Here is an 11,943-nt window from a genome sequence, read left to right on the forward strand (position 1 = left end):
GCGGCTATACTCGTCGTCACAACCACGGGAGTCCGGTGAGCCGGGCTGAGAGGAAGCGATCCACGCTTCGACCGTCGAACCTGATCCGGATCATGCCGGCGCAGGGAGGAGAGAATATGCACGCGTCTGCGTCCCCGTCCACCGTCCACTCTTCGGATGCCGGCGGCACCAGCACGAACGGCCCCCGTTCCGGGCGCCTGCGCTGGCGGGTCGTCGACATCGTCGTCGCGAGCGTGATCGGTGTGGCATCCGGCCTCATCTTCCTGCTCTGGAACATCGGCTATCTCGGCCCGAAGTCGATTCTCGAGCCGTTGCTGCCGGGTCTGCAGGGTCTTCTCGACGGGCCGTGGTTGTTCGCCGGTGTGCTCGGTGCGCTCATCATCCGCAAGCCGGGTGCGGCGATCTACACCGAGACGCTCGCGGCGGTGGTCTCGGCGCTCATCGGCAACCAGTGGGGCGGATTCCTCACGCTCGAGGCGGGCTTCGTGCAGGGCCTCGGCGCCGAGCTCATCTTCCTCATCTTCTTCTACCGCGCGTGGAGCCTGCCGGTCGCGATCCTCGCCGGCGCGGGAGCGGCGATCGCGGGCGGCATCAACAACCTCATCCTGTGGTACGCCGGGGCGGATGCCGCCTTCACCGTCATCTACCTCATCAGCACCACCGTCTCGGGTGCCGTCATCGCAGGTGCGCTCTCATGGTTCCTCGCGCGCGGCATCGCCGCGACCGGAGCGCTCGAGCGCTTCGCGTCCGGCCGCGAGCGGCGCGACCTCGTCTGACGGGATGCGCGGGTCCACAACGGGCACCTCCACCCCCACCCCCGCGCGCATCGCCGCGCGGGGGTGGGGGTGGAGGCACGCGTCGCGGCGGGCGTGGGCGCTCGACGGCGTCGACCTGCGGGTCGAGCCCGGCGAGCGTGTGCTCCTGCTGGGCCCCTCCGGCGCGGGCAAGTCGACGCTCCTCCATGCTCTTGCGGGAGTTCTCGGCGGAGATGAGGAGGGCGAATCCCGTGGTGAGCTGCTCATCGACGGAGAGGCGCCGATCGCGGCGCGCGGTCGCGCCGGTCTCGTCCTTCAGGACCCCGACGCGCAGGTGATCCTCGCGCGGGTGGGCGATGACGTCGCGTTCGGGTGCGAGAACCTCGGCATCCCGCGCGAGGAGATCTGGCCGCGGGTGCACCACGCCTTGGATGCCGTGGGTCTCGACGTGCCCCTGGGCCGCCCGACCAAGGCGCTCTCCGGCGGGCAGAAGCAGCGCCTGGCGCTCGCCGGCGCGCTCGCGATGCGACCCGGACTCCTGCTCCTCGACGAACCGACCGCGAACCTCGACCCCGCGGGCGTCGCGGAGGTCCGCGACGCGGTCGGACGCGTGCTCGACGCCACGGGCGCCACCTTCATCGTCGTGGAGCACCGGGTCGACGTGTGGCTGCCGCTCGTGGACCGCGTGATCGTCCTCGGCGCGGACGGCGTCGTCGCCGACGGCGCGCCGGACGCCGTGCTCGGCGCCCGCGGAGCGGAGCTCGCAGCGGCGGGGGTCTGGGTTCCCGGCATCCCGCCCGCGCTGCCGCCCGCCCCGGCCCGCGCCCCGGGAGAGGTGCTGCTGCACGGGCGCGGCCTCGCCGTCGCGCGCGTGCGCGGAGTGCCGGTCGCGTCGGGGCTCGACGTCGACGTGCGAGCGGGGGCCGCGCTCGCGATCACGGGCCCCAACGGCGCGGGCAAGTCGACGCTGGCGCTCACACTCGCGGGGCTCCTGCCCGCCGCCGCGGGCGAAGTCGTAGCCGCCGAGGCGCTGGATGCCGGGGCTGGCGACAGCCCGATCCGGTGGCGCTCCCGCGACCTGCTGACCCGCATCGGGACGGTGTTCCAGGACCCGGAGCACCAGCTGCTGCGCACGACCGTGCGCGACGAGCTCGAGGTCGGCCCGCGCGCACTGCAGCGGGCGGGGCGCGGCCCGAGCGACGCGCAGATCGCCGCCCGCACCGACGACCTGCTCGAGCGGCTGCGGCTCGCGCCGCTCGCGCGCGCGAACCCCTACACGCTGTCGGGGGGCGAGAAGCGGCGCCTCACGGTCGCCGCCGCGCTCGCGACGTCTCCGCGCGTGCTCGTGCTGGACGAGCCGACGTTCGGGCAGGACGCCCGCACGTGGGCCGAGCTCGTCGCGCTTCTCGCGGCGCTGCGCGGCGAGGGCGGGGCGATCGTCGCCGTCACGCACGACGAGGCCGTCGTCACGGCACTGCACGCCGAGCGGTTCGCACTCGCCGCGCCGCCGCGACCGGGTGCGGGGGAGGCGCCGTGACCCTCCTCGACACGCGTGCCCGCACGGGCGTCGTCGCGCGCATCAATCCCGTCGCCAAGCTCGCCGCGAGCGCGCTCATCGCGGTGCCGCTCATCCTGACCCTCGACCCCGTGTCGGCGGCCGTCGCGCTCGTGCTCGAGTGCGTGCTGTTCGCGTTCGCGGGGCTCTCCTGGCGCGAATTCTGGGTGCGCACGTGGCCGGTGTGGCTCGCGGCGCCGCTGACGGCGCTGACGATCGCGCTGTACGGCGAGGCATCCGGCGAGGTCTATCTGGAATGGTTCGTCGTGCGCGTCAGCGAGGGGTCGCTGGCGCTCGCGCTCGCGACCTTCCTGCGGGTGCTCGCCGTCGCATTGCCCTCGGTCGTGCTGTTCGTCACGGTCGACCCGACCGACCTCGCCGACGGGCTCGCGCAGGTCGCGCACCTGCCCGCGCGCTTCGTCCTCGGAGCGCTCGCGGGCCTGCGGATGGTCGGGCTCTTCCTCGACGACTGGCGCGCCCTCGAACTCGCCCGGCGGGCGCGGGGCGTCGCCGACCGAGGGCGCATTCGGCGTTTCGTCGGAATGGCGTTCGCGCTGCTCGTCCTGTCGATCCGACGCGGCTCCAAGCTCGCGACGGCGATGGAGGCGCGCGGTTTCGGCGCGCCTGTACGGCGCACTTGGGCGCGACCCTCACGTTTCGGCACCCCCGAGTGGACGCTCATCGCGATCGGCGCCGCGATCTCGGCGCTCGCCGTCGCGGCGGCGGTGTTCGCAGGCACGTGGAACTTCATCCTCGGCCCGCGGTGACGTTCAGCGCCGGGTCGTCCGGGCGGGCGTCGAGCTGACGAGGGCCCGCGCGACTCCCTCGTCGACGACGAGGTCCGTGACGAGGGATGCCGCGAGCGCGCCGCGCAGCGCAGCGAGCTTCGACAGGCTCGACACGACGCAGACCCGTCGCGGGATGCGTCGGATCGCGGTGAAGCTCGGTCCGCTGGAGCGCCGGTTCAGGTCGATGCCGTCGCTCGATCCATCCTCGCGGTAGAACACTGTCGCGCAGTCGCCGACGATGCCGTCGCGCAGGAGCGCACGCGAATCCTCGCCCGTCAGGTAGCCGCCGGAGTAGACGTGCGAGGGCACGTCGGCGCGCGGCGAGCCGAGACCGAACACGAACATGCCGATGTCGTCCTGCGCGTCGAGCACTCGACGAATCGAGCGTTCGCGCCACATGAGGTCCTTCGTGTGCGGGTCGTCGAACAAGGCAGGCACGGGGAACAGCTGCACGTCGGCTCCGAATGCGGTCGCGAAGCGCTCGAGGATCGACGACGCATACGGCAGCCCCGATGTCATCGGGTTGGCGGCACCGTTCATCTGCACGACGTGCACGTTGTGCAGCCGACGCGACGGCAGCTCCCGGGCGATCGCCGAGACCGTCGCGCCCCACGCGATCCCGATGCTCATGTTGTCGTCGGCGAGGGTCGCGACGCGGCGGGCCGCCGAGCGTGCGACGCGGGCGAGGCGCTCCGCGTCACTCGCTCGCACGGGCGTCGGCACGATCTCGGCCGTCGCCCCGAAGAGGTCGGTGATCCGCTCGGCGAGGCTGTCGATGCCGTCCTGCGGCGAGTGCACCGTGATCTCCACGAGTCCGATCTCGCGTGCGTATGCGAGCAGGCGCGAGATCGACGAGCGAGAGATCCGCATCTCCGTCGCGATCTCCTCCATCGTCAGCTCCTGCACGTAGTACAGGTGTGCCGCGCGCAGCGCGTCTCGCGTGCGCACATTCGTGACGTCGTCCGACTCCATCGGTGCCCGCTTTCCTGCACGATCGTGCCTATTATCCCGGCGCTCGCACATTCGTGCACGGGGGGTTGTGCGAACGTGCGCGATTGCTCAAGTGTAGGACTCGTCACCGACGAAAGGATCGACGATGATCGACACGACACAGCTGCGCTCGAGTGTCCGGGCGCTCCGCGAGCGCCCCGAGGCCGACGTCCTCATCATCGGCGGCGGCATCAACGGCGTCGCGACGTTCCGCGATCTTGCCCTGCAGGGCGTCGATGTGGCGCTCGTCGAGCGCGGCGACTACGTGTCGGGCGCGTCTTCGGCATCCAGTCACATGGTCCACGGCGGCGTGCGCTACCTCGAGAACGGCGAGTTCCGCCTGGTGCAGGAAGCGGTCGTCGAGCGTAATGCGCTCGTCCGCAACGCCCCCCACTTCGTCAAGCCCCTCCCGACGACGATCCCGATCCACAAGACGTTCTCCGGCATCCTCACGGCGCCCTTCCGTCTGCTCTTCACGCACGGGCGCGGCAAGCCGCGCGAGCGCGGAGCCTTGCTCATCAAGGTCGGGCTCACGATGTACGACACGTTCTCCCGCGACGGCGGGTCGGTGCCGCGGCACACGTTCCACGGGCGCAAGGCCTCGCGCGAGCGCTTCCCCGACCTCGACGACCGCTTCGCGTACACCGCGACCTACTACGACGCCTCGATGCACGACCCCGAGCGCCTCGCGCTCGACGTTCTGCGCGACGGTCAGCAGGAGGGCGCCGCGCGCTCCGCGAACTACGTCAGCGCCGTCGGCGCGAACGGCAAGGCGGTGACCCTCCGTGACGAGGTCTCCGGCGAGGAGTTCGATTTCACCGCGAAGGTCATTGTCAACACGAGCGGCCCCTGGACCGACCTCACCAACATCGCCCTCGGTGCGCCGACTCGTTTCATGGGCGGCACGAAGGGCTCGCACATCGTGCTCGAGAACGACGAGCTGCTCGCGGCGACCCGTGGCAACGAGATCTTCTTCGAGGCATCCGACGGTCGCATCGTGCTCATCTACCCGCTGAAGGGACGCGTGATGGTCGGCACGACCGACATCGACGCCGATCCGTCGAAGCCGGTCGTGTGCACCGATGACGAGATCTCGTACTTCTTCGACCTGATTGCGCAGGTCTTCCCGCGCATCGCGGTGACGCGTGAGCAGATCGTCTACACGTTCTCCGGCATCCGTCCGCTGCCTCGGCACGACGACGTCGCGCCCGGCTTCGTCTCACGCGATTACCGCGTCGAGAAGGGCGACCTCGCCGGAACCCCCGTGCTGAGTCTCGTCGGCGGCAAATGGACGACGTTCCGCGCGCTTTCGGAGCACGTCGCGAACGATGCTCTCGCCCTGCTCGGTCGGCGCCGCACGCAGTCGACGGCAAACCTCGCGATCGGTGGGGGAGCGGGTTACCCGAAGGATGCCGCGACCCGCGCCCGCTGGATCGACGCGCACCGCGGCGCGCACGAGGCGGCCTTCGCCGACCGCATGCTCGAACGCTACGGCACCTACGCGGCCGAGCTGCTGGCCGCCCTGCCGGTCGTGCAGCATCCGCTCGAGCACGCGCCGGCCTACTCTCGCGAAGAGATCGCCTTCCTCGCCGAGCGTGAAGAGGTCGTGAACCTCATGGACCTGCTGCTGCGTCGCACCTCGGTCGCGTTCGTCGGTGGCATGACTCCCGAGACACTCGTCGAGATCGCCGACGCCGCGGCCCCCGCCCTCGGCTGGGATGCCGAGCGCACCCGCGCCGAGGTCGAGGCGGCCGCGGCGAACCTGCGCGACGCGCACCGCGTCGAGCTCGGCCACGCGGGGGTCGCGGCCCTCGCCCACTGACGCGGGGAGCGCCCCCGCTCCTCGCCCACGACTCCGGCGCGGCCTGACGCCGGTCCCTCCTCAGGCCACCCATGAAAGGTCAATGTCGACATGCAAGACGTCAATCTGGGGCTCTATTTCCTGTCCGAGATGGTCGGAACCGGAATGCTGCTCCTTCTCGGTGGCGGTGTCGTCGCCAACGTCATCCTGAAGGGGACGAAGGGCAACGGCGGCGGAACGCTGATGATCAACTGGGGCTGGGGCCTTGCGGTGTTCGCGGGTGTCCTCGTCTCGGCCTACTCCGGCGCGCAGCTGAACCCCGCCGTTTCGATCGGCCTTCTGATCGCGGGAAAGATCACCTTCACGCACTTCCTCGTGGCGATCGCAGCCCAGCTGGTCGGTGCCTTCCTCGGCGCTGTGCTCTGCTGGCTCGCGTACAAGGACCACTTCGACGCCGAACCCGACCCGGCGACCAAGCTCGGCGTCTTCTCGACCGGCCCGGCGATCCGCTCCTACGGCTGGAACCTCGTCACCGAGATCATCGGTACGTTCGTGCTCGTCTTCGTGATCTTCGCGTTCGCCGACTACGGCGACGTGCAGATCGGCGTCCCCGGTGGCCTCGGCCCGCTGACGGCCGTCCCCGTCGCCCTCCTCGTGGTCGGCATCGGCGCGTCGCTGGGTGGCCCGACCGGCTACGCCATCAACCCGGCGCGTGACCTCGGTCCGCGCATCGCTCACGCGATCCTCCCCATCAAGGGCAAGGGCTCGAGCGACTGGGCGTACTCGTGGGTGCCCGTCGTCGGACCCCTCATCGGCGGTGCGCTCGCCGCACTGGCCTCGCCGGTTCTGCTCCACCTCGCGGGCGTCTGAGCGGGCGCCGGATCCCACCTGAATAGGCAAGAGACAAGGAAGTCCATCTCATGACTCAGTACATCATCGCCCTCGACCAGGGCACCACGTCCAGCCGCGCCATCATCTTCGACAAGAAGGGCTCGGTCATCTCCGTCGGCCAGAAGGAGCACGAGCAGATCATGCCGCGCGCCGGTTGGGTCGAGCACGACCCGATCGAGATCCGCGACAACATGCGGGAGGTGATCGGCATCGCCCTCGGGCGCGCGAACCTCACGCGCCACGACATCGCGGCGATCGGCATCACGAACCAGCGCGAGACGGCCGTCGTGTGGGACAAGAACACCGGCATCCCCGTCTACAACGCCATCGTCTGGCAGGACACCCGCACGCAGCCGATCGTCGACCGCCTCGCCGGCGACGAGGGCGTCGAGCGCTTCAAGGACATCGTCGGCCTGCCCCTGGCGACGTACTTCTCGGGCACGAAGATCGTCTGGATCCTCGAGAACGTCGAAGGCGCGCGCGAGAAGGCCGAGGCGGGAGAACTCATCTTCGGCACGACCGACACGTGGGTGCTCTGGAACCTCACGGGTGGTCCCGAGGGCGGCGTGCACGCGACCGACGTGACGAACGCCTCGCGGACGCTCTTCATGGACCTGAAGACGCTGCAGTGGCGCGAGGACATCCTCGCGGAGTTCGGCGTACCCCTGTCGATGATGCCGGAGATCCGCTCGTCCTCGGAGGTCTACGGCGAGGCACGCGACACGTCACTCCTCCGCGAGACGCCGGTCGCCGGCATCCTCGGCGACCAGCAGGCGGCGACGTTCGGGCAGGCGGCGTTCGACGCGGGTGAGAGCAAGAACACCTATGGAACGGGCTGCTTCCTCATCTTCCAGACGGGCACCGACATCGTGAAGAGCGAGAACGGTCTGCTCACGACGGTGGGCTACAAGCTCGGCGACGAGCCGGCCCACTACGCACTGGAGGGGTCGATCGCCGTCACGGGATCGCTCATCCAGTGGTTGCGGGACCAGCTCGGCATCATCTCCTCGGCACCCGAGGTGGAAGAGCTCGCCCAGAAGGTCGAGGACAACGGCGGCGTCTACTTCGTTCCGGCGTTCTCGGGTCTGTTCGCCCCGTACTGGCGCCCCGACGCGCGCGGCGCGATCGTCGGTCTCACCCGCTATGCGAACCGCAACCACATCGCCCGCGCGGCGCTAGAGGCGACCGCCTTCCAGACCCGCGAGGTGCTGGATGCCGTGAACGCCGACTCGGGCGTCGACCTCACCGAGCTGAAGGTCGACGGGGGCATGATCGCCAATGACGCGCTCATGCAGTTCCAGGCCGACATCCTCGGCGTGCCGGTGGTGCGCCCCGTCGTCGCCGAGACGACCGCTTTGGGCGCGGCGTATGCTGCGGGCCTCGCGGTCGGGTTCTGGAACGACCTCGACGAGCTGCGGGCCAACTGGCAGGAGGACAAGCGCTGGGAGCCCTCCGACGACGCCCCGGAGCGCGAGCGCCAGCTGCGCCTCTGGAAGAAGGCCGTCACGAAGTCCATGGACTGGGTCGACGCCGACGTCCGCTGACGCCGTAGCTCAGTGGAGGGGATGAACTCCGCATAATGACACGTACTCCGCAGCCGAAGGGGGATTCGGCTGCGGAGTACGTGCGTTACTGCGGAGTTCGCGCGTGCGCGGCGCACTCACGTGCGTGCGTCGAGCGCCGCGACGAGGCGCCGCGGCGCGGTCGCGCGGAAGGAGGCATCCAGCAGTTCGGCGACCTCGTCCCAGTCGGTCTCCCCGTCGAGGTCGAGGGCGAGCCAGCCGTGCGGCCACAGGTAGGCGGGCTCGAAGAACCGGGGGTCTTGGCGCAGCGCGGGCGCATCGGTCGGGTCGGGGCGGAAGAGGAGTGCTCCGTCGTGGCGATCGGTCGTTGCCCCGCGCGGCGAACCGCCGAAGTACGCGAACACCTTCGTCGTGAAGAACGTGGGTCGTCCGTGCGTGATCTTCTCGGCCGCCTCGGGGAGGGCGAGCGCAATCTCCCGCACGCGCGCGAGCAGGGGGTCGGCGTCGTCGAACATGAGGGGGTGGGCCATGGGCTCATCCTGCCCCGCCGTCAGGTCGCGTTCCAGAGGTCCCGGTAATAGGCCATGCGGGGCTCGTCGCCGTGACAGACGACGAGCGCGTCGATCGGCGGAGGCGAACGCAGGGCACCGGGCACGTGGATGCCGCGCGCTGCGGCGTTCCCGATCCGCGTCCGGACGGACCAATCGAACGGGCAGTCGGCGACGGGGAGGGCGTCGTGCAGCGCGCGCAGGCCTGCCCCGATCGCGCGTACCGCGACCTCGGGCTCAGCCAGCCAGTGCGGATCCACGGCGGAGAGCCCCGGCACCGCCCGCGTCACGAGCCATTCCTCGTCACCGTCGTCGCCGACCTCGAGCACGTCGGGTACGGCTGTGTACGGCGCCGCCCAGCGCAATCGTTCCGCCTCGGCGGACATCGAGGTCTCCCGGTGCAGGGGGCCGACCTTGATGTACCGGCCGTCGTCGGCGCGGTATGTCACGCCTCCGATGCCGTTGACCCAGACGGGGCTGACGGCCGCTCCGCGCGCGAGTGCCCGTACTCGTCCAGGCACGGGGACGTCGGGGGCGGGGATGCTCACGCCATCCATTGTCGTCGTCGCACGCGTCATCACTCTGGCACTGCGTATCTCTACTTTTGATACTCGATCCCATCGCTTAGGCTGGGCAGCGGAGTTCGAAGGAGAGCACACATGGACCTCAGCGGAGCATCCGCCCTCGTCACCGGCGGTGCCAGCGGTCTCGGGTTCGCGACCGCGAAGCGACTCTCGGATGCCGGGGCGCACGTCGTGATCGTCGACCTGCCGTCCTCGCCCGGCGTCGACCGCGCGGCCGAGCTCGGGGGCGCATTCGCCGCCGCCGACGTCACCGACCCGGGGCAGGTCGCCGCGGCCGTCGCCGCCGCGAGCGCCGCCGGGCCGCTGCGGGTCGTCGTCAACTGCGCGGGCATCGCCCCGCCCGCCAAGGTCCTCGATCGCGACGGGGTGCCGACCGATCTCGCGCACTTCGAGAAGATCGTCCGCGTCAACCTCATCGGCACGTACAACGTCATCGGGCAGGCGTCCGCGGCGATCGCCCGTACCCAGCCCACCGACGGCGGAGACCGCGGCGTCATCGTCAACACGGCCTCGGTCGCCGCGTTCGACGGACAGATCGGGCAGCCCGCCTATTCGGCATCCAAGGGCGGTGTCCACGCGATGACGCTGCCGATCGCGCGCGAGCTCGCGCGCTACGGCATCCGCGTCTGCACGATCGCGCCGGGAATCATGGAGACCCCGATGCTCGCTGGGCTTCCCGAAGCCGCCCAGGCGAGCCTCGGCGAGCAGGTGCCGTACCCGCAGCGCCTGGGTCGGCCCGACGAATACGCGTCGCTCGTTCTCGAGATCGTGCGCAACGGCTACCTCAACGGCGAGACGATCCGTCTCGACGGCGCGATCCGGATGGCACCCAAGTGAGCGGTCGCGCCGCGTTCCGCTCGCACACCGAACGAAGGACCCCCGCATGACCGACTCGATCCTCTACCGCCGCGAGGGCCCGCTCGCGCGCCTGACCTTCAACCGCCCGGCATCGCTCAACGCGATGGGTTTCGAGATGGGCGGCCGCTGGCGCGACCTCGCGCGTGAGGTGACCTCGGATCCGACGGTCGGGGCGGTGCTGCTGGATGCCGAGGGCCCGGCCTTCTGCGCCGGCGGCGACGTGCTGGAGATGGCCACGAGCGGAGCGGGCGGGTCCGAGGTCACCGCGATGGCGGAGATTATCCACGAGGGCATTCGCTCCTTCATCGAGTCCGACAAGCCGATCGTCGCGTCGGTGCACGGCGCGGTCGCCGGCGGCGGTATCGGGCTCATGCTGACGGCCGACTACGTCGTTGCGAGCCCGCGCGCGAAGTTCGTCAGTCGCTACGCCAACATCGGGCTCACGCCCGACCTCGGCGTGTCGACGCTCCTTTCTGCGGCGGTCGGCCAGACTCGCGCGCTGCGTCTGCTGCTGCAGGACGAGACGATCGACGCCGCCACCGCACTCGACTGGGGCCTCGTCACCGAGGTCGCCGACGACCCCGGTGCGCGCGCCGCCGAGATCGCGCGCTTCTGGCTCGAGAACGCGACCGCCGCGTTCGGTCAGGCGAAGCGCCTCCTGCGCGCGGGCGCGCGGCGCGCGTTCGCGCAGAACCTCTCGGACGAAGCGCGCACGATCGGTGCTGCGTTCGACACCGACCAGGCGCGGGCGCGTGTCGCGGCATTCGCCGCGGCATCCCGCAAGAGCACATCCGCCCGCACCTCCGAGGAGAACGCATGACCACGCTCGCCGGCAAGACCATTCTCATGTCGGGCGGCAGCCGCGGCATCGGGCTCGCGATCGCGCTGCGCGCGGCGCGCGACGGTGCGAACATCGCGCTCATCGCGAAGACCGACACCCCCCACCCGAAGCTCGAGGGGACGGTGCATTCGGCCGCGGATGCCATCGAGAAGGCCGGCGGCCACGCGCTGCCGATCGTGGGCGATGTCCGCGACGACGACACCGTGACCGAGGCCGTGCTGAAGACGCAGGGCGAGTTCGGCGGCATCGACATCGTCATCAACAACGCGTCGGTCATCGACCTCTCCGGGTCGCTCGAGCTCGCCGCGAAGAAGTACGACCTCATGCAGGACGTCAACGTCCGCGGCACCTTCATGCTGAGCCGAGCCGCCGTCCCGATCCTGAAGGATGCCGAGAACCCGCACATCCTCTCCCTCTCGCCGCCGCTGAACATCACCCCGCGCTGGCTCGGCGCCCACACGGGCTACACGCTCGCGAAGTACGGCATGACGATGGCGACCCTCGGTATGGCCGCCGAGTTCGCGAAGGACGGGATCGCCGCCAACACCCTGTGGCCCGAGACGACGATCGCGACCGCGGCCGTGCAGTTCGCCCTCGGTGGCGACCGCATGATGAAGGTGAGCCGCACCCCCGAGGTGTACGCCGATGCGGCCTACGCGGTGCTCGTCAAGCCCGCGCGCGAGTACACGGGGCAGACCCTCATCGTCGAGCAGGTGCTGAGGGATGCCGGTGTCACCGATTTCTCGGGCTACGCCGCGACGCCGGGCACACCCGACAGCGAGCTGTTCCCGGACATCTTCCTCTGACGG

General features: G+C 70.4%; 12 protein-coding genes and 1 riboswitch. Of the genes, 9 read left to right on the forward strand and 3 right to left on the reverse strand.

Features of this window, described 5'->3' with window-relative positions; all coding sequences use genetic code 11:
* Window positions 1-14 precede the first annotated feature (14 nt).
* Window positions 15-124, forward strand: a riboswitch (TPP riboswitch).
* The 3 genes from WFI52_RS10155 (at window position 117) to WFI52_RS10165 (ending at window position 3,077) form a co-directional block, all read left to right on the forward strand.
* Entirely contained in the window at window positions 117-776 is a 660-nt protein-coding gene (locus WFI52_RS10155; protein WP_336626426.1) for an ECF transporter S component, read from the forward strand. Its footprint overlaps the riboswitch before it by 8 nt.
* 4 nt (window positions 777-780) lie before the next feature.
* Window positions 781-2,292, forward strand: a complete 1,512-nt coding sequence (locus WFI52_RS10160) for an ABC transporter ATP-binding protein (RefSeq protein WP_336626425.1) — start codon at window positions 781-783, stop codon at window positions 2,290-2,292.
* Entirely contained in the window at window positions 2,289-3,077 is a 789-nt protein-coding gene (locus tag WFI52_RS10165; RefSeq protein WP_336626424.1) for an energy-coupling factor transporter transmembrane component T family protein, read from the forward strand. Before WFI52_RS10160 ends, WFI52_RS10165 begins: the two co-directional genes overlap by 4 nt.
* Before the next feature lie 3 nt (window positions 3,078-3,080).
* Here WFI52_RS10165 and WFI52_RS10170 read toward each other — a convergent pair whose 3' ends face one another.
* Window positions 3,081-4,070 carry a sugar-binding transcriptional regulator gene (locus WFI52_RS10170; protein WP_336626423.1) on the reverse strand — a complete coding sequence of 330 codons (990 nt, stop codon included), beginning with the start codon at window positions 4,068-4,070 and terminating at the stop codon, window positions 3,081-3,083.
* A gap of 124 nt (window positions 4,071-4,194) precedes the next feature.
* Here WFI52_RS10170 and WFI52_RS10175 point away from each other — a divergent pair, with 124 nt between their 5' ends.
* From WFI52_RS10175 to glpK, 3 genes are all read left to right on the forward strand, one after another.
* Entirely contained in the window at window positions 4,195-5,910 is a 1,716-nt protein-coding gene (locus WFI52_RS10175) for a glycerol-3-phosphate dehydrogenase/oxidase (protein WP_336626422.1), read from the forward strand.
* Between the two features lie 90 nt (window positions 5,911-6,000).
* Window positions 6,001-6,759, forward strand: a complete 759-nt coding sequence (locus WFI52_RS10180; protein ID WP_336626421.1) for an MIP/aquaporin family protein — start codon at window positions 6,001-6,003, stop codon at window positions 6,757-6,759.
* A 50-nt stretch (window positions 6,760-6,809) separates the two neighbouring features.
* On the forward strand, window positions 6,810-8,324 hold the full coding sequence (gene glpK / locus WFI52_RS10185) for a glycerol kinase GlpK (protein WP_336626420.1): 1,515 nt from the start codon (window positions 6,810-6,812) through the stop codon (window positions 8,322-8,324).
* A 116-nt stretch (window positions 8,325-8,440) separates the two neighbouring features.
* On the opposite strand, the gene WFI52_RS10190 is transcribed toward glpK, so the two are convergent.
* Together WFI52_RS10190 and WFI52_RS10195 are read right to left on the reverse strand one after the other, a co-directional pair.
* Window positions 8,441-8,833 carry an MmcQ/YjbR family DNA-binding protein gene (locus WFI52_RS10190; protein ID WP_336626419.1) on the reverse strand — a complete coding sequence of 131 codons (393 nt, stop codon included), beginning with the start codon at window positions 8,831-8,833 and terminating at the stop codon, window positions 8,441-8,443.
* A 20-nt stretch (window positions 8,834-8,853) separates the two neighbouring features.
* Window positions 8,854-9,399, reverse strand: a complete 546-nt coding sequence (locus WFI52_RS10195; protein WP_336637408.1) for a hypothetical protein — start codon at window positions 9,397-9,399, stop codon at window positions 8,854-8,856.
* A 111-nt stretch (window positions 9,400-9,510) separates the two neighbouring features.
* Here WFI52_RS10195 and WFI52_RS10200 point away from each other — a divergent pair, with 111 nt between their 5' ends.
* The 3 genes from WFI52_RS10200 to WFI52_RS10210 are packed head-to-tail and all read left to right on the forward strand — an operon-like array spanning window position 9,511 to window position 11,940.
* A complete protein-coding gene (locus tag WFI52_RS10200; RefSeq protein WP_336626417.1) occupies window positions 9,511-10,272 on the forward strand; it encodes an SDR family NAD(P)-dependent oxidoreductase in 762 nt (253 codons plus the stop codon).
* A gap of 46 nt (window positions 10,273-10,318) precedes the next feature.
* A complete protein-coding gene (locus tag WFI52_RS10205; protein ID WP_336626416.1) occupies window positions 10,319-11,113 on the forward strand; it encodes an enoyl-CoA hydratase/isomerase family protein in 795 nt (264 codons plus the stop codon).
* Window positions 11,110-11,940, forward strand: a complete 831-nt coding sequence (locus WFI52_RS10210) for an SDR family oxidoreductase (RefSeq protein WP_336626415.1) — start codon at window positions 11,110-11,112, stop codon at window positions 11,938-11,940. The genes WFI52_RS10205 and WFI52_RS10210 overlap by 4 nt, the downstream gene beginning before the upstream one ends.
* Window positions 11,941-11,943: the final 3 nt, after the last annotated feature.

This window comes from Microbacterium sp. MMO-20 (assembly GCF_037147735.1).
GTDB lineage: Bacteria > Actinomycetota > Actinomycetes > Actinomycetales > Microbacteriaceae > Microbacterium.

Coding starts and splice junctions, on each gene's coding strand:
- WFI52_RS10155 (WP_336626426.1), top strand. CDS start 117: ATGCACGCGTCTGCGTCCCCGTCCACCGTCCACTCTTCGGATGCCGGC.
- WFI52_RS10160 (WP_336626425.1), top strand. CDS start 781: ATGCGCGGGTCCACAACGGGCACCTCCACCCCCACCCCCGCGCGCATC.
- WFI52_RS10170 (WP_336626423.1), bottom strand. CDS start 4,070: ATGGAGTCGGACGACGTCACGAATGTGCGCACGCGAGACGCGCTGCGC.
- WFI52_RS10175 (WP_336626422.1), top strand. CDS start 4,195: ATGATCGACACGACACAGCTGCGCTCGAGTGTCCGGGCGCTCCGCGAG.
- WFI52_RS10180 (WP_336626421.1), top strand. CDS start 6,001: ATGCAAGACGTCAATCTGGGGCTCTATTTCCTGTCCGAGATGGTCGGA.
- glpK (WP_336626420.1), top strand. CDS start 6,810: ATGACTCAGTACATCATCGCCCTCGACCAGGGCACCACGTCCAGCCGC.
- WFI52_RS10190 (WP_336626419.1), bottom strand. CDS start 8,833: ATGGCCCACCCCCTCATGTTCGACGACGCCGACCCCCTGCTCGCGCGC.
- WFI52_RS10200 (WP_336626417.1), top strand. CDS start 9,511: ATGGACCTCAGCGGAGCATCCGCCCTCGTCACCGGCGGTGCCAGCGGT.
- WFI52_RS10205 (WP_336626416.1), top strand. CDS start 10,319: ATGACCGACTCGATCCTCTACCGCCGCGAGGGCCCGCTCGCGCGCCTG.
- WFI52_RS10210 (WP_336626415.1), top strand. CDS start 11,110: ATGACCACGCTCGCCGGCAAGACCATTCTCATGTCGGGCGGCAGCCGC.